At 42.1% G+C, this 17,606-nt stretch carries 18 protein-coding genes; 8 read left to right on the top strand and 10 right to left on the bottom strand.

Features of this window, described 5'->3' with window-relative positions; genetic code table 11:
• Positions 1 to 28 precede the first annotated feature (28 nt).
• On the top strand, positions 29 to 1,831 hold the full coding sequence (locus AC4CVD_RS01400) for an ABC transporter ATP-binding protein (RefSeq protein ID WP_490751798.1): 1,803 nt from the start codon (positions 29 to 31) through the stop codon (positions 1,829 to 1,831).
• Positions 1,832 to 1,883: 52 nt separating this feature from the next.
• On the top strand, positions 1,884 to 2,294 hold the full coding sequence (locus AC4CVD_RS01395; protein WP_078425757.1) for a hypothetical protein: 411 nt from the start codon (positions 1,884 to 1,886) through the stop codon (positions 2,292 to 2,294).
• Between the two features lie 107 nt (positions 2,295 to 2,401).
• Here the strand turns inward: AC4CVD_RS01395 and pgsA are convergent, their stop codons facing one another.
• From pgsA to lpxO, 6 genes are all read right to left on the bottom strand, one after another.
• Positions 2,402 to 2,989 (bottom strand): CDP-diacylglycerol--glycerol-3-phosphate 3-phosphatidyltransferase, encoded by a 588-nt coding sequence (gene pgsA, locus AC4CVD_RS01390; protein WP_004692729.1) that lies wholly within the window; start codon positions 2,987 to 2,989, stop codon positions 2,402 to 2,404.
• 106 nt (positions 2,990 to 3,095) lie between these two features.
• Complete coding sequence (locus tag AC4CVD_RS01385) at positions 3,096 to 3,890, bottom strand: thioesterase family protein (RefSeq protein WP_490751796.1); 795 nt, start codon at positions 3,888 to 3,890, stop codon at positions 3,096 to 3,098.
• 113 nt (positions 3,891 to 4,003) lie between these two features.
• Positions 4,004 to 5,803 carry an excinuclease ABC subunit UvrC gene (gene uvrC, locus AC4CVD_RS01380; protein ID WP_490751794.1) on the bottom strand — a complete coding sequence of 600 codons (1,800 nt, stop codon included), beginning with the start codon at positions 5,801 to 5,803 and terminating at the stop codon, positions 4,004 to 4,006.
• Between the two features lie 161 nt (positions 5,804 to 5,964).
• Positions 5,965 to 6,309, bottom strand: coding sequence for a DUF2185 domain-containing protein (locus AC4CVD_RS01375; RefSeq protein ID WP_004692732.1), 345 nt, complete (start codon positions 6,307 to 6,309; stop codon positions 5,965 to 5,967).
• Positions 6,310 to 6,465: 156 nt separating this feature from the next.
• Positions 6,466 to 6,873 (bottom strand): PH domain-containing protein, encoded by a 408-nt coding sequence (locus AC4CVD_RS01370; protein ID WP_490751792.1) that lies wholly within the window; start codon positions 6,871 to 6,873, stop codon positions 6,466 to 6,468.
• Between the two features lie 216 nt (positions 6,874 to 7,089).
• Complete coding sequence (lpxO, locus tag AC4CVD_RS01365; RefSeq protein WP_114837138.1) at positions 7,090 to 8,004, bottom strand: lipid A hydroxylase LpxO; 915 nt, start codon at positions 8,002 to 8,004, stop codon at positions 7,090 to 7,092.
• A gap of 479 nt (positions 8,005 to 8,483) precedes the next feature.
• On the opposite strand from lpxO, the gene fadB reads away from it, so the two are divergent.
• From fadB to AC4CVD_RS01340, 5 genes are all read left to right on the top strand, one after another.
• On the top strand, positions 8,484 to 10,637 hold the full coding sequence (gene fadB / locus AC4CVD_RS01360) for a fatty acid oxidation complex subunit alpha FadB (protein ID WP_005400956.1): 2,154 nt from the start codon (positions 8,484 to 8,486) through the stop codon (positions 10,635 to 10,637).
• A gap of 12 nt (positions 10,638 to 10,649) precedes the next feature.
• Positions 10,650 to 11,822: an acetyl-CoA C-acyltransferase FadA gene (fadA, locus tag AC4CVD_RS01355; protein ID WP_004692736.1), complete on the top strand. Its 1,173-nt coding sequence runs from the start codon at positions 10,650 to 10,652 to the stop codon at positions 11,820 to 11,822.
• Between the two features lie 158 nt (positions 11,823 to 11,980).
• A complete protein-coding gene (locus AC4CVD_RS01350; RefSeq protein ID WP_490751789.1) occupies positions 11,981 to 12,136 on the top strand; it encodes a hypothetical protein in 156 nt (51 codons plus the stop codon).
• Positions 12,137 to 12,169: 33 nt separating this feature from the next.
• Entirely contained in the window at positions 12,170 to 12,682 is a 513-nt protein-coding gene (locus tag AC4CVD_RS01345; protein WP_490751787.1) for a hypothetical protein, read from the top strand.
• A gap of 39 nt (positions 12,683 to 12,721) precedes the next feature.
• On the top strand, positions 12,722 to 13,831 hold the full coding sequence (locus tag AC4CVD_RS01340; RefSeq protein WP_039890300.1) for an ImmA/IrrE family metallo-endopeptidase: 1,110 nt from the start codon (positions 12,722 to 12,724) through the stop codon (positions 13,829 to 13,831).
• A gap of 22 nt (positions 13,832 to 13,853) precedes the next feature.
• On the opposite strand, the gene tehB is transcribed toward AC4CVD_RS01340, so the two are convergent.
• Positions 13,854 to 14,717, bottom strand: coding sequence for an SAM-dependent methyltransferase TehB (gene tehB, locus AC4CVD_RS01335; protein ID WP_490751785.1), 864 nt, complete (start codon positions 14,715 to 14,717; stop codon positions 13,854 to 13,856).
• A 284-nt stretch (positions 14,718 to 15,001) separates the two neighbouring features.
• Between tehB and AC4CVD_RS01330 the strand changes: the two genes are divergently transcribed.
• On the top strand, positions 15,002 to 15,700 hold the full coding sequence (locus AC4CVD_RS01330) for a YidX family protein (protein WP_490751783.1): 699 nt from the start codon (positions 15,002 to 15,004) through the stop codon (positions 15,698 to 15,700).
• Between the two features lie 57 nt (positions 15,701 to 15,757).
• On the opposite strand, the gene AC4CVD_RS01325 is transcribed toward AC4CVD_RS01330, so the two are convergent.
• From AC4CVD_RS01325 to AC4CVD_RS01315, 3 genes are all read right to left on the bottom strand, one after another.
• On the bottom strand, positions 15,758 to 16,030 hold the full coding sequence (locus tag AC4CVD_RS01325; protein ID WP_005400961.1) for a hypothetical protein: 273 nt from the start codon (positions 16,028 to 16,030) through the stop codon (positions 15,758 to 15,760).
• 112 nt (positions 16,031 to 16,142) lie between these two features.
• The gene (locus AC4CVD_RS01320) at positions 16,143 to 16,892 is read right to left on the bottom strand and encodes a hypothetical protein (protein ID WP_490751781.1); all 750 of its coding nucleotides are present in this window, start codon (positions 16,890 to 16,892) and stop codon (positions 16,143 to 16,145) included.
• Positions 16,893 to 17,037: 145 nt separating this feature from the next.
• Positions 17,038 to 17,550 carry a hypothetical protein gene (locus AC4CVD_RS01315; protein ID WP_490751779.1) on the bottom strand — a complete coding sequence of 171 codons (513 nt, stop codon included), beginning with the start codon at positions 17,548 to 17,550 and terminating at the stop codon, positions 17,038 to 17,040.
• Positions 17,551 to 17,606 lie beyond the last annotated feature (56 nt).

Below are 17,606 nucleotides of genomic sequence, written 5' to 3'. Positions count from 1 at the left end.
TGAACTTTCACAATAAAAAGAAGCATGTATGAACCTTTGGCAGTTGTTTCAAAAGCTTCGCCCCTTTGTCCGTCCCTATCGGATATTGGTGATTGCGACCTTGATCCTGACGCTGATTGGCTCCTTCACCGCGCAGGTTAATGCTCTGACTTTGCAATATGCCGTCGACAGTATCAACCGTCTGGTCGAACAAGGCCAAGGACTGACCGAAGGCCTCCATATTTTGATCACCATTACTGTGATTTTACTCAGTAAAGAAATCATCAGTGCCTTGGTACAGTTTGGTCAAAAGTTTTATGGGGAAAAGCTCCGCATTCTGGTATCGCAAGACTTGGCGCAAAGCATTATCGAAAAATTTCTCAGCTACCGTTTGGCCTTTTTTAATGCCGATCAGAACCAAGCAGGTAAGCTACAAACGCGAATTGACCGTGGCATTGGCTCACTCACCCGTCTGGTACAAATCTTTTTTATCGATATTTTGCCACTTTTTAGCAGTGCCATTGTGGCACTGGGGCTGATGTACTATGCCAACTTCTACGTCGGTTTAGTAGCGACCAGTATTATCCCAATTTACTTTTGGCTGACCTTCCAACAAGCTAAGAAACTGGGGGGATGGCGACGTAACCTGCGTGATGGCCGTGAAAAAAAGAGCCAAGGCATTCTCAGTATTATCCAGTCGATTAGCGTGATTAAGTCCTTTAACCGAGAATCCATTGAGTCGACCAAACAACTGAAATTGCAAAAAGCACTGACCGATAACCAAATGCAAACACGTCAACTCAGCTTTTTATTTGATGGCTTAAAGACCTTTATTGAACAAATCGGGATTGTGCTGATCATCATCCTCACAGCGTACTTTGTGCTCGATGGACAAATGAGCATTGGCATGATCATGTTTCATATTTTGCTGTTCAATAATGTCTCCGCCCCGATTCGTTCATTGCACCGTATTTATGATGAAGTGAATGATGCGATGATTTACGCGGAAAGCTTTTTTAAGATTTTAGAAGCAGATGATGAAATCGAGCAAAGTGGTACGCTCAAACCCACAATTCAGGGTAAATTTACCCTAAAGAATGTCGATTTTTTCTATCCGAATGGTCACCATGCGCTTAAACAAGTCAACATGGAAATTCGACCCAACAAAATTACAGCGTTGGTCGGTTTATCGGGTGCAGGCAAATCCACTTTAATTAGCTTATTGGATAAGTTTTATCAGCCCGGAGCAGGAAAAATTGAGCTCGATGGAATTGATTTACAAGACATCGACACCGCCTATTTACGTGATCACATTGGCCTCGTCTTACAGAAAAATCACATTTTCCAAGGCAGTATTTTAGACAATATTCGCTATGGAAAAATCAATGCCAGTGATGAAGAGGTCTATGCTGCCGCAGCAAAAGCCTCTATTCATGAACAAATTTTGCAGCTCCCCTCAGCTTACCAATCCGATGCACTGATGCTTTCAGGCGGGCAACAACAACGCATTGCACTGGCACGGATGTTCCTCAAAAATCCACCGATTATTTTTCTCGATGAACCAACTGCCAGCCTCGATGCGATTGCTAGCGAGCAAATTAAACAGAGCCTCGATGAGATCAAACAAGGGCGAACGGTGATTATTATTTCGCATAGTCTGTCGCAAATTATCGATGCCGATTATACCTATGTCATGAAGGAAGGCTGGATTGCTGAACATGGAGAACATGAAGCGCTGTACCGTCAGGATGGGGTTTATAAGGAAATTTTCGATGCCATGGCCAAGAGCCTCAATATTGAAAAAATTGCCAAAACTTTTGAAGATGATACTGAGGAAGAAACGCATAGTTAGTTCTGGCACAATTTTTAGAACTAGAATAGGATTATTAAATAAAGAGTTAAATATGAAAACCGATTTCGAACAACTATTAGAGAGCAAACATATGCTTGAATTTTTATCTCCCAACCCCTTTGAAGAGATTTTAAGTTCAGTTACTAACATGTTTATCAAGCAATCCCCAAGTGTTCAACTGCTTCAATTTAAAATCACTGGTGACCCTGATTGGTTAAGTGGTGCAAAACCAGCTGACCATCAGAATGATGTGATTTTAGTTCGAGCAGGTTTTGCAGTCATGTGTGACTTTTCCCTTCAAGATAATGATGGAATTTATGATTTAAAGGGTGTATTTACTTGGGTCGGTGCAAATTTAGATAATAAGCCCATCACTAAAATGTGGATGGATCTGGATGGTCATTTAAACGAATTTGGAAAAGATGGGAAACTTCAAGCAAGAATCTACGAACTGGATGCATAAATAACTGATCAAAATGCTGCTATAAGTAAAATTTTTACATTGATATATGCTAAATCATCAAACAAAAACTCCAGCAATTTTGCTGGAGTTTTAAATATAAAAAATGCTTAAGGCTGTTTTAAGTACGGCCAAGCCGCTTTGAGATAAATAAACATCGACCATAAAGTCAAAATTACCGCGGTATACAACAATGCATAAGCCAACATTTCAAGCGGCTGCCAATTCAGTAAGAACACGGTAATCGCAATCATTTGAAAAGCGGTTTTATATTTCCCGACCGTAGACACGGCTACATTGGTACGTGCACCTAATTCCGCCATCCATTCACGCAGTGCTGACACCGTAATTTCACGGGAAATAATTACAATCGCCGCAAATGCCATCGAAATTTCTGGTTTCCACTGCACCAACACGATCAGTGCCGCTGCCACCATCAATTTATCCGCTACAGGGTCTAAGAAACGTCCAAATGCAGAGGTCTGATTTAAAGTCCGCGCCAAATAACCATCGAACCAATCTGTCACCGCTGCAACGACAAAAATAGACGTCAACAAAATATGACGAGACATACTTACCGCTTGTTCAGCGATACCCATTACAGGGGGCCAATAGGCCACCAACAAAAAGACCGGAATTAAGGCAATACGCGCCAAGGTCAAGATATTAGGAATATTCAGTATGCGACCTGTAGTCATAAACACCGCCAGTTGTTTCCCTCATGTACGATGAAAATGCACACTTTTTTGAGGTTTAATCCATCGTTAATAGCGCCCACTTTATACGAATTGACCTAAGGTGTCACTAGGCAAACACGGTAACTGTTTGACGTGAAATTGCAATTAAACGATTCTGATCATCCCACAAATAGGCGGCTTCGGTGGAATATCCATCCGCAGCATATTGCGTTTCAACATGGTACTTCATCCAATCGTGTAACTGATTTTTCAGTGGATGCACATAGGTCAAATGCCATGTTAGCGAACTGGCAGGTGCCATACTTTTAAACATCGGTAGCACCCCTGGTGGCCAAATGTCCATCGACACCATGAGGTCGGCTACGGTCATGTCTCGATTTTCATGTAAGTCTGGATTAAAGCGATACCAGCCAGAAAAGTCAGGCTTTGGGCTGGCTGTACATGGATACTGCCCTGTCACCCAAACCATATCTAGCTGCTTAAAGCACTCAGGCGCAAGCGGATGATGCGGTGCTGCTGTAAGACCATCAACCGATGGAAACGCGGGTGCTACAGGTTCTTGATGCACATGGATACTTGATTCACGCTGTGTCCCGAAGCTTGCCACTAAAATGCTTTGAACTGCATCATCTTGCCATAAACGTACTTCCAAGGTGGTAACCGACTTGCCTTGACGTAGAATCTCGCTGGTTAAACGAACTTTGGCCTGTTGTACTGGGCCAACAAAAGTCACGCTACAACTGAGTAAATGCTTCGTGTCATCGGCAAGAGTCAACAATGCTTTTTGCATCATTAAACCTGCGACCAGTCCCCCATAGATCGTGCGTCCTTGTAACCAACCTGTAGGAATATCAATCCATTCTTGTTCTGCTAAAGCCTGATAACTGTGTTGAAGCGACATGTGGCATCCTTTTTTTAAATTCCATCCATATCTTTACAACACAATTCAACCAATGTGAATGATCAATGACCCATGGGTCAATAAGCACTTTTGCCATCGCAGTAGATGCGGTTCTATTCATGCAAAACTTTATAAATGGTGCGGGCCATCACTTCGCCCAAACCGGGGACTAGGGTTAAGTCTTTCTCGGAGGCCTTCAACACCCCTTGAATCCCGCCAAAGTGCGTTAACAAATCACGACGGCGTTTCGGCCCCAAACCCGGGATCACTTCCAAAATCGATGAACCCCGTTTTTTATCACGTTTGGCTCGGTGTTTAGTTATCGCAAAGCGATGTGCCTCATCACGCACCTGTTGTATCAAATGCAACGCTTTATGATCTTCAGGCAACTGAATTTTAGTTCCATCGGTAAAGTGTAGGGTTTCAAGGCCCGGTTTACGCCCCTCGCCTTTTGACACCCCGACCATAAAGGCCTCTAAACCCAGCTCTTGCATGACGTCCATCGCCATATGCAACTGCCCTTTGCCACCATCAATCAGCAATAAATCAGGCAGCATGGCTTTTTTATAACGACGGGTCAGCGCTTGACGCATTGCGGCATAGTCATCACCCGCGGTAATGTCTTGAATTGAAAACTGACGATAATCGCGCTTACGAATGCCGCCACTGTCGAACACCACACACGAAGCCACGGTTTCTTCGCCCATGGTATGTGAGATGTCAAAACATTCGATCCGATCAATCGGACGTCCCACCACTTGTTCAAGTTGATGGAAACGCTCATTCAGTTCAAAGTGATTGGCCAATTGCCCTTTGATCGCATGCTGCACATTCATCTGTGCCAGCTCTAACCACTCTGCACGTGTCTCACGCACGCTATGTTTAATCTGTACTTTCTTATCAAACTGTTGTTGTAACGCTTGTTCCAGTTCTTGTCGATCGGGCAATTCGACATTTACAATCACCTCACTGGGTACTTCATCCGCCACTTGGAAATAAAAGTTCGCTATGAAGTCGGCCAGCATTTGCCCCAAATCATCTCCGAGCATATCTGGAAAATAACTTTTTCCTCCGAGCATTTTCCCGTTGCGCACATGCATAATCTGCACACAGGTCACTCCTGCCTGATAGGCAATCGCTAAAATATCGGCCTCACCTTTGAGCTTATAAATGGCTTGTTGTGACTGGACATCCCGTAGCAGCGCCATACGGTCACGGTAAAACACCGCTTTCTCAAATTCTAGGGCTTCGGCCGCTTGCTCCATTTTCGCAATCAGTTCTTGATTCAGCTCTTTGGTGTCCCCTTGTAAAAAACGAATCGAGTTATCGACATCATTTTTATACTCTTCAGGGCTAATGAGTCCTACACACGGCGCTGAACAACGTTTGATTTGATACTGCAAACAAGGACGCTTACGCTGTGAAAAATAGCTATTTTCACACTGACGAACATTAAACAGCTTTTGCAAAACCAACAAAGTATCCCGTGCATTATAAGCACTCGGATACGGTCCAAAAAACTTTCCAACTTGGTGTTTGCCTTTGCCTCGACCCGATGCAATCCGTGGATAAGGTTTATCGGCAGAGACAAAGATATACACATAGGACTTATCGTCCCTGAGCATGATGTTATACGGAGGACGGTGCAGCTTAATCAGGTTTTGTTCAAGCAGCAATGCTTCAGTTTCGGAACGAACGACTAAGGTTTCGATGTCATAAATACGCGCCACCAAAGCTTGGGTCTTCGGGTGCTCAATGGTTTTGACAAAATAGCTCGAGACACGATTTTTTAAATTTTTCGCTTTGCCCACATACAGCAGTTCACCGTCTTTGCCGAGCATGCGATAAACGCCCGGCAGTGTGGTCATATTAGCTAGAATTTTTTCGATATGTTCTCGTGCGTTTTCGTTCACAGGGTTCCCTAATTTTCTCGGCTCGCCGTCAACTGTTTTGCGTAGGCTTAGCCTTTGATCTGTCTTTTAGATTGGGCATGTCTGACGCATTTCAAGCACATGACAAGTGCATTTCAAAGCTAGTCTGGCTAGTAAAAGACGTTGATGCTGAGGTTGAAGGCTTACTCCAGATCCATCGCTTCAAAATCGATCCGTTCAAACACACCTTGCTCATTGCGGGCAAAGTGACTTCCCGCAGGCGCATTTAAGTGAGCAATGATGTCCGTATCATAGTTGGCAATCACATTGACCTCATAAAAACCTAAATTTTCAGGGTCTTCAATATAGTCATCTCCTTCTTCACCCGATAAAAAAACCCAACCACTTTCCTCACTAGATTGTGCTTCTTCACGGTACATGTAGGCTACTTTTAGGCCTTGCACCGTAATCATATCTGAAGCGATACAACTTCCCATATGCGGTACTAAAGTTTGAATTTGTGTCGGACTCAATTGATACGACTTCATAAGAATATCCTTCAACGGCAAGTAGACGTTTTGCAAATGGAGGTTTGTAGGGGTGAACAGGACTCAAGTTTATTTTACTTTAGTCCTCACCGCATATTTGAGCAAGGCTTTCACTCGCTTAGGCCCGTAAAACATACAACTTGCCTAAGACTGTATTTATGACAATTTTAACGCAGCTTTAAACGCTACTTTGTCTTTCGGTGACACCAAAATGGTTTTGGTTTGGCCCTGTTTCAGGTATTCAATCTTTAGACGGTCTAAGGACAAGGCAGGTGAACTGATCGAATTATCTGTTTCAGAAACTGACTGTATTGCGCTTAAGGGAATGATCCATTTAAAACAGAGACTGCGAATTGTCAGTTGCTCCTGATCGACCACATAGCGGGTACTCCATAGCGGCCACCACAGCAAAACAATAGTCAAAGCATAGACCACAACGAACAAAAGATTTTGCATCAAAATGCCTTTGCCATTGGTGGTCAAAATCAATTGGGCCAACAGGCCTGACATGGCAATAATAAACCCCAAAAACCACCAGTCCATCTTCGAACGAAACTTTTGCACCTTGAAACCTCATGCTTGATCTAAGTTATAAGTTGCGATCTTAAAAGTGACACAGATACGCGCTCATATTGTTTTTAGTTTTAACTGGATAAAGCATAAAGCCATGCGTGGTTCGAATCCACTGTAAGCCTTGAAATAAATAGAAAATCAAAAGCGCAGATAGGCTTCCCCTTTTCTGTCCAAATAAAAAACGCCCCTCAGTGCGTTTAATGTGCTTTAAAAAACATAAGGTCGAACAAAGATCAGGAAGAAAATTCCGAGCATCAGGAACCACTTTAAGAAGTAGTACAGTTGACGGTTGGTTTTCTTCAAAGCTTTGGCTTTGATCCGCACTTGATAGACATAACCAAAGACTTTATTCAGCCCACCCGTTTGATCTCCTGCTTCATTTGGAGAGCTGGCAGCGGTCATAACTTTTTTACCAAACCAGTGATTGAAACGTTCCATAAAGCGTGTCTTTAACGGACGCTCGACATCGGCAAAGAAAATAATGCGGTTTTGATCGGTCTTATTTTCTGCATAGTGAATATAGGTTTCATCAAAGACCACACTTTCTCCATCACGCCATGAATAGCGCTCACCATCCACATCAATAAAGCAGCGGTCATCGTTCGGTGTGATCAGCCCCAAGTGATAACGTAATGAACCCGCATAGGGGTCACGGTGACGAACCAAACGGCTGTCTGGTGCCAGTTCGGTAAACATCGCGGCTTTAATCGTCGGCAAGGTTTTCAGCAAGGCTGTGGTTTTTGGACAAAGTTCAGCGGCTGACGGATGTGCAGAATCATACCATTTCAGATAAAAACGCTTCCAGCCTGTTTTGAAAAAGGAATTAAACCCCAAGTCATCATAACTACTCGATGCTTTAATTCCGCCTTTTTCATATAAAGCTTTTGCTTCATCACGAATCATTTCCCAGTTTTCATCCAACACTTTTAAGTCTTGAAAATGCTGAGTGTCGATATACGGCTGATTCGGCACCTTTGAAAACATGTACATGAGGTAGTTAATCGGTGCAAGAATCGTTGAATGATCGAAAAATTGACGATAAAACGAGTGACGAACCTTCCCACGTTGCTGAATATAAAGTGCAGAAAGAATAAAAATCGCCAGAATGATCCACTTAATCATATGAAAACCTGGAAACCAAAGAAAACGAAATAAAAGAAAAAGACCGGTATTCGGTCTAGACTGCAAATTGTAACATAGGCTGCAAAGTACGTCCTATTTCCAGCTTTTCATCACAAGTTTTCATTCTGTTTGGGTTTACCTGCAAGTGCAGCATTGACTAAATTGCCAAAATCGGCGCAAAGGTTGACTTGAAACATAAGGGCGCTGTCTAATCATTTTTTGAGCACTCATCCATAAAAAATCCTAAATGAAACAAAAACTTCACTCTATTTAGGTCGCATCATTCAAAAATACATCACGCAAGCACACGAAATAATTGAATAAAAATAGATGACCCTTGCGTCACGGCTTGATACAACTTGTTATGTTCTTTTTCGATATAGTTATCGTAAGATTGGCGGAGCATAGATGTACGTAGGAATGACGTACTCGCTTCACAACATCAACTTAGAAGTCCTCCAAAATAAAGGAGATCAGGCATGATCCACGCTGGCAATGCCATTACCGTCCAAATGCTTTCGGACGGAATTGCAGAATTCCGCTTTGACTTACAAGGTGAGTCGGTCAACAAATTTAACCGTGCAACGATTGAAGATTTCAAAGCTGCAATTGACGCTGTTAAAGCAAACGGTGACATCAAAGGCTTAATCGTTACTTCGGCTAAATCTACATTTATCGTTGGCGCAGATATTACTGAATTTGGTGCAAACTTCGCTCAAGGCGAACAAGCGATTGTGGATTGGGCATTGCCTGTTCACGACATCTTCAACGCATTTGAAGATTTAGAGATTCCTAAAGTTGCAGCGATCAATGGTATGGCATTGGGCGGTGGCTTTGAAATGTGTCTAGTGTGTGACTATCGTGTGATGTCAGACGCGGCTCAAGTCGGTCTTCCTGAAATCAAACTGGGCATCTTCCCTGGTTTCGGTGGTACGGTTCGTTTAAGCCGTCTAATTGGTATCGACAATGCAGTTGAATGGATGGCGATGGCTAATCCTAAAAAACCAGCTGCTGCACTGAAAGACGGTGCGGTTGATGCGGTTGTTGCTGCAGACAAACTACAAGACGCTGCAATTGACTTGGTTAAACAAGCCCTTGCTGGCCGTGTAGACTGGAAAGCAAAACGTCAGGAAAAACTTGACCCAGTTAAATTGAACCCAATCGAACAAATGATGGCGTTCAACTCGGCGAAAGGTGCAGTTCTTGCAAAAGCAAATCCTGCTCAATACCCTGCGCCTAAACTTCTTCTTGACTCATTACAAGCAGGTGCAAGCCTTCCACGTAATGAAGCACTTCAAGCTGAAGCGGCTGGTTTTGCAAAAGCAGCCATTACACCACAAGCAGGTGCATTGATTGGTTTATTCATCAATGACCAAGTGGTGAAGAAAACTTCGAAGAAATATGAAAAAGGTGCACACCCTGTAAACCAAGCGGCTGTATTAGGCGCGGGTATCATGGGTGGCGGTATTGCTTACCAAGCGGCAAGCAAAGGCACACCTATTATCATGAAAGACATTGGTAATCCACAACTTGCTTTGGGTATGAAAGAAGCCAATGGCTTACTGACCAAACAAGTTGAACGTAAGAAGATGAAACCTGCTCAAATGGGTGAAACGCTTGCGCGCATCCGTCCAACTTTAAGCTATGACGAGTTTAAAGAAGTGGACATCGTGATTGAAGCGGTGACTGAAAATCCAAAAGTAAAAGGCATTGTACTTGCTGAAACTGAGAAGAATGTTCGTGACAACACGATCATTGCTTCAAATACTTCAACCATTTCAATCACACGTTTGGCTGAAAACCTACAACGTCCTGAAAACTTTGTCGGTATGCACTTCTTTAACCCAGTACACATGATGCCATTGGTAGAAGTGATCCGTGGTGAGAAGACTTCGGCTGAAGCGATTGCGACGACTGTGGTTCTTGCTCAGAAAATGGGTAAAACACCAATCGTTGTGAACGACTGCCCAGGCTTCTTGGTGAATCGCGTATTGTTCCCTTACTTTGGTGCATTCGACTTGTTACTTAAAGATGGCGCAGACTTCCAGCAAGTCGACAAAGTCATGGAAAAATTCGGTTGGCCAATGGGTCCTGCATACTTGATCGACGTTGTTGGTATCGACACGGGCGTTCACGGTGCAGAAGTCATGGCTGAAGGTTTCCCTGACCGTATGAAGCCAGACTTCAAAGGTTCAATCGAAATCATGTACGAAAACAAACGTTTGGGTCAAAAGAACGACGTTGGTTTCTACAAATACGAACTTGACCGTAAAGGCAAAAAAGCCAAAGTGGTTGATCCAACTGCGTATGAGCTTGTTGCTACTGTGGCAACTGCGGAAAAACGCGAGTTTGATGCTCAAGAAATCATTGACCGTATGATGCTTGCTTTCTGTAACGAAACTGTTCGTTGCCTAGAAGACAACATCGTAGCGACTGCTTCTGAAGCAGACATGGCGATGATTATGGGTGTAGGTTTCCCTCCATTCCGTGGTGGTCCATGCCGTTACATCGACCAAACAGGTGTTGCTGAATACGTTGCACTTTGCGACAAATACGCACACTTAGGTAAGGCTTATGAAGCGCCACAAATGTTGCGTGACATGGCTGCTAACAACAAAAAATTCTACGGTTAAGGAGCAACGTGAATGGCTACTTTAAATCCACGTGACGTTGTCATCGTTGATGGCGTACGTTCAGCAATGGGTAAAACCAAAAACGGTATGTTCCGCAATGTACGTGCTGACAGCTTATCGGCTGAATTGGTTCGTGCTTTAGTTGCTCGTAACCAGTTTGACACCAATGAAGTTGAAGACCTGATCTGGGGCTGTGTAAACCAGACTCTAGAACAAGGTATGAACATTGGCCGTAACATTGGTTTATTGGCTGACCTTCCAAAAACTGTGGCAGGTCAAACGGTTAACCGTCTTTGTGGTTCATCTATGCAAGCGCTTCACACCGCTGCTGCACAGATTGCAACTAACCAAGGTGATATCTTCATCATCGGTGGTGTAGAGCACATGGGTCACGTTGGGATGATGCACGGCATCGACCTGAACCCTGAAGCGTCTAAGCACTATGCAAAAGCATCTAACATGATGGGCTTAACCGCTGAAATGTTAGGTCGTATGAACGGCATTACGCGTGAAGAACAAGATGCGTTTGGTGTTGAGTCTCACCGCCGCGCTTGGGCTGCAACGCAAGAAGGCCGTTTCAAAAATGAAATCGTGGGTGTTGAAGGTCATGATGCCAATGGCTTCAAAATCCTGTGCGACATCGACGAAGTGATTCGTCCAGATGCAAACCTTGAAGCATTCAAAGGTTTACGTCCTGTATTTGACCCGAAAGGCGGTACAGTAACAGCTGCGACTTCTTCAGCTTTGTCTGATGGTGCATCTGCAATGCTACTGATGTCTGCTGAACGTGCTCAAGCTCTAGGTCTTAAGCCACGTGCTGTGATTCGCTCTATGGCGGTTGCAGGCTGTGACGCTGCGATCATGGGTTATGGTCCTGTACCTGCAACTCAAAAAGCGCTTAAACGTGCTGGCTTAAGCATGGCAGATATCCAAACTATCGAGTTAAACGAAGCATTTGCTGCTCAAGGCTTATCAGTAATGAAAGGCTTAGGCGTGTATGAGAAGCAAGACATCATTAACTTAAATGGTGGTGCGATTGCACTGGGTCACCCATTAGGCTGTTCTGGTTCGCGTATTACAACGACGTTGTTGAACGTGATGGAACAGCAAGATACGCAAATTGGTCTTGCGACGATGTGTATCGGTTTGGGTCAAGGTATCGCGACCATTATCGAACGTGTTTAATATTTAGTTAAATACTGAGATAAAAAGAACCCCGCTTATTGCGGGGTTTTTTATGAAATAATTTGATACATAATTTGAATAAAAACTCTAATTTGTATACTTTTTAAATCATCAAATGATGTTATGTTTGGTATACAAATTTTTCTTAGAGTAAACTTATGCAACGAACGTTTCATGGCTTGAATTGGAATGAGTTAAACCAAGTTCCTTGTGAAATCTTACAAGGAACTGAGGCTAGCAATAAGCTCATTGGACTTGGGCTTGATATTACGAATGAATTACAGCTCGCTTTTCGGCTGTCTAACAGCGGGTAAGCAATTCGTAAGAAAACGAATCCAGGTCGTGCTATGGGACGATGGGGTGATATCTGCGAACATGCAGATACAATCTTAGAACCATTCGGATGGTCTTTAATTCGTAAGAATGGTCAACCTTGCCTTGTTAATTCTGAGAAAAATTTACAGCTAATATTTATGTCTCCGAACGATGAAGCATTCGGGAACGAATTAAATGTAATTACCTCAAAATGTCATAAAGGTCACGCAACCGAGCTAAAATTATTAGCAAATAAATCGCATTACGCAGACGAAAGTTTTTTCAGGACTTTTATCGTTTACTATCAACCAAGTAATCTACTTGACTTTGAAAATAGTAGTTTTCTACCATTTGAAATCGCATATGCTACCAGTATCCATAAGGTATCTACTGAAGGTGAAAAAACTAAGTGCTACCCTATTAATCATACATTAAGATTAATTATCTCTGAATCTCCAAATGCTCCTGAAGCATATGAAGTGCCAATTCCGGATGAGAATAATCCGATTACCGAAGATGACTTCGGAGACTTACAAGCTATTTAACGTCTATGAGTTAAATAATTTGCTTTAATGAGAATTTGTATGTACCAACTTGATCGTATCAAAGCCGCGCAAAATTTGCGCGGTTTTAGTCATTCAAAAACAGCTGAAGCCCTAGATACTCCATTAGCTACTTTTAAAAAGTATTTAAGTGGGGAAAGGACGTTACCTCATGATTTTTGGAAAAAGGCTTCTCAACTTTTTAATGTTCCATTGTCATTTTTTGATGTTAAAAATTTAACAACCTTCAGCATGTCTGAAGTGAATTTTAGGGCAAGAGCTAGAATCAAAGCATCTCATTCAAATGCAATTGTAGAATATATTTCTTTAGCAGAAAGTATTAGCTCTTACTTTTCTAGGAATATTAAAAACCTACCATTTTTTAATATCTTAGATGATTACAACCTTGATCCAGATAGTGAAGACTCACCAGAAATCGCTGCTTTGCGCGTAAGAAGCGAATGGGGATTAGGTGTACAGCCTATTAATAATATTATTTCCTTATTGGAGCTTAAAGGAATAAAAGTTTTCTCACTCCCATTAAATGTTAGAGAAGTCGATGCTTTATCTATTTCACTTGATGGACAGCCATTTGTCCTTTTGGATACGTTTAAATCTGCAGAACGAACTAGATTCGATGCCGCACACGAATTAGCTCATATTTTTTTGCATATTTATGATACACAAACACCAAATGATGAAATCGATTATAAAAAACGCGAAAGTGAAGCTGATCGCTTTGCCTCTTGCTTTTTAATGCCTGATGAAAGTTTTCTTTCATTAGCTCCGAAAGAAATGAGCATTAATAATATGCTCAAATATAAAAGTTATTGGCGCGTTTCACTACAAGCTATCAATTACAAATCACATAAACTAAATCGACTCACAGATTGGGTTTATAGAAGTAATTGCATGAAGATCAATTCTTTAGGTTATCACAAAAATGAGCCCCACCCGACTCATCATGATCAGTCAATTTTGCATCTAAAATTATTAAAACTATTAGATGCAAAGGGTAATTTTTCAGTTAATGATATGCTTAGTGAAATTGGTATTTCTGAAGAGGACTTTGATAACTTAACATTTAAATCCTTAACTTTATTTAAAGAATATAAAGACTCAAAAAGACCAAAATTAAAAATCGTTGAATAAGCTCTTAGGAGCTTATTTTTTATTAAACACGCTGCGCAAATAACGTCGCAAAATGCTGCTTAATCCGATTGCCCTGCTCATCGACCCGATGCAGCTCCCCTACATTTTCATTGTATTTCACGATGTTCCAGCCATCGTATAGCAGACTTAATTCCCCTATTTTAAAAGCAAAAGGAAAGTCAGGCTGCGCAGGAATATCATCGGTATCCATCGCACAGACGATCAAATTCAACCCGTTCACTTTGGTAGCTTGTTGCATCTGAGCAATCAATGGTTTCACCGTTGGCGCTTCTAAAAACATCATCACCACCGTACAGCAAATAAAGTCGTATGTACCTGTAATGCTTGGGTCAGCATCGAGGTCACACTGTTGTACATGAATCTTTAGAATACCTTCGGCATCTATAATCCGTTGTAGTTTTTGCAAACTTTGCGGATTAACATCCCAAGCATCCACCTCAAAGCCTTGCTGGCTTAAATACAGCGAATTTCGCCCCTGCCCACAGCCGATATCCAAAGCCCGACCACCGTGTAAATACGGCGTAGCCGCCAAAATTTCTGAGTGCGTAGGTGAAAGCTGATATTTCTTATAAAAATAATCCTGCGGGGTACAGTAAAATTGCAACTGACACTCTATGTCATCGCTGGTCGAAACAATTTTGTGCCATGCTTGAGGCTGAATAAATGGTGGCTGTTGCTGAGGGGTAAATAGATGCTCAGATTGCACTTGACCTGCCTCATCTAAAAAAGCAAAACTCAGCTCACCTTGATAGATCTTTAGCTTTGCCCACGTACCCGCTTTGGTATTGTGTTGATTTTTAAACCCTTGCGGAATGGTCTGCGCAGTCCACACAGGCAGTTCTTTATAAAAAATCAAGTCTTGCATCAGCCGATTCCCACCTTTGTTATGACGTATTTGCTAATCCATCTTTTATTATTGAACGCTTGTATGATCATAGCCAGTTCAGACTCAAATGAACATTCATTCAGTGACTAAAAACTACAGATGTGTAAGAAATAAAATCTGTCGCTCCCCTGCATTGAGCGACTCATAGAACTTTAATGACTTTAAACTTTTGAGCTTTGACGCCTTTTTGAACGTTTTAATGATAGGCTTAAAGACAATAAAAATTCAGCTTAACTATATTTCAAATGAATCGGAGTCTGTCGATGTTTGCATCACCTTTAAAAACCATCATTTGCTTAGGCGTCATGGGAACATTATTCACAGGCTGTGCCACCAAAACCCTGATGACCAAAGACAATAAAACCTATACCCGTACCAACAAAGTGACCTTAATCGAAGACCAAGTGGTGGCTTTTGGCAAACCTGCTCAGCCTCTACCGAATTTACCTGCGCATAGTTTAGTGATTGCAGGCCAACAAAAAAGTTATATATTGACCCAAGGTGGTCCTCAATTTGTCAGCTTGATTGGAAAACTGGACCCGAAAAATATTCAAGTCACCCGAGAACTAAGTTTCTATTCAGAAAAGAATGATGGTCATTTCACAGGGACATTACCTCTGTCCTATGTGAAGCTCAAAGAAGACATCAGCAAAAAAGATCTGGAATTTTTTATTCAAAATGGCGCGAAGGAATGTTCAAGTTCCAGCGATGAACGCATGTTTGCACAGCGTTTCTGTTTCGAGATCAAACTGGCAGGTGTGGTTTACCCTGCGGCGAACAATTTAGCCTCCTTAAAAGCCTTGAGTAAGCCTTATCAGGTGAGCATTTATACCCATCAAGAGGAAAGTTATAAATCGAAGTCGGGCATGAATCCTTTTGAAAAATTAGTGTTACTGCCTTTTGCCGTCGCAATTGATGTGGTCAGTCTACCCTTCCAAGCGGCCGATAAAATTTTTGATTAAGACAATAACAGTACAGCGCCTAGAACGAATCAGGCGCTGTGCTGTTTTGTAAAGGATTTAAATTAAGAGCTCGCCCATCAACCAAGCCATATACTTTTCTTTGTCCATAAAGTCAGGCGCGCTGCCCGTATCTAGACTGAAATACTGTTGGTTGAACTGAATCACGATTTGTTCGGTGTGGTGCCAGTCTTCGATCATTTTGAAATATTGGTTGAAGAAAAATCGATTCTTCCCCCAGTTGCTTAAACGTTCTAATTTTGGATAGTTTTTATTTTCTACAAACTCACTATACACATGCTGAATATCATCAAAAACGTGTATGGTTCTCATGACTCACCTGCCTGCACTGAAAAGTCGTCATCGTTGTGATGCTTTTACTCTAGCAGCCAATTTTGAACAACAGATGACAGTCCGCTTACAAGACTGTCATCTTTGCACGGTGTTATAACTTCTGTTCCACCTCTTTTTGGGTCTGTTTTTCGACCTGCAGCATCTGGCTATTCAGTGCCAAAATCTCTTTATACAGCGCATTAAACTGCTGTAGTGGTGTATCTTCATAAAACATAAAGGTGTTATTTTTCTTTTCCCATTGGTTATTTTTCAGCACCAAGAAAATTTGATCCGCTTTGGCTAAATTCTGTTGTTCAAGACTAAACAGGCGGGTAGCTTCATGGCTTTTTTCACTGGCTTTCATGCTGTCAGTCAGTTGATGGCGGAACCGCGAAGATATTGCTAAATCTTTGGCCTGAGCAATGGCATCTTTTTGACGTTGTTCAACCTGCTGAGCATAGCTCTCAACAACGGCATGTACATCTTTCAGCATTTGCTCCGTTTCAGCATAATTGTTCTTTTTGTCTTTGCTTAATCGGTCAATATTTAAAAACTGATCCCAATTTAAGGCTTTTAAATCTCGCAGATATTGATTACGCGCTTCGGCATTTTGCAGCATATGACTGAGCACAAACTCCGCCATAATTTGATATTCACCTGTCAGACGTGGATCTTTTACATCGACTTGAATTGGTGTGGTCCAATCTTGAGCTTGTTTGTAAATTTGTTCGGTCTTTTCATACAGCACCGTTTCATAGCTTTGTAGCTGCTGCTGCTCTTTTTGTTGTTGAGAATACTGATAAAACATCCAACCAAAAACGGCACTGGTCGCAAGAACTAAAATCAACACGATACGTCGCATGTTCAGCTTCCTCTTCATTTCATTTCATCATAGCAAATAAAGGCACATGATCAATATTTCAACATGTTATCGAGATTTGAGGACGCTAAGGCCGTACCACTCCCCAAGTGGATGAGGAATGTACTGGCGATAGAATTAGGAAGTATTATTTCGCTGGAGCTGTTCTCGGTTGCTGACTATTCTGTTGAATCCCTTGCATAAAATTCCGATCAATCTGCCCAATCGAAATTTGTTCACGGGCAATTTGTACATTGGTCGCATTACGGTCAATGCCAAACGGCTGCAACATGATATACAAGCCTTCAGTTGGATTAGACGACTGCAAACCAGCGGCAATGTTTAAGACATGTTCACGTAACAAAGGAGGCACAGAATTTAGATCTGCAGTGACCGCAGGTGGCAAAATATCGATGTTTTGAGTGATGGTCGGATCGACCACAAAAGACTGCGCATCATCCTGTAACTGAACGATACGGTGCTGCAAGGCTTTACGAATGTTTTCATCCTGTTGATAAGGAATCACGCCCGTTTCAGCACGTAGCTCTGATTCCGCCATGGTTTTAAAAGTCGGTAGACTCACGATCTCACCATTGGCTTGCAGCAAAGTCGGCATAAGAAGAGCGCAACAAAAAATGGGAAGATAATTTAAAAATTTCATAAAACAATCCCAAACGATAAGAGATATAAAAAGGCATGCTCAAACTGAGCACCTTC

The organism is Acinetobacter sp. LipI_23 (genome assembly GCF_058243045.1).
The sequence above is the reverse complement of the archived record's forward strand: the minus strand, read 5'-3'. Positions and strand labels throughout refer to the sequence as shown.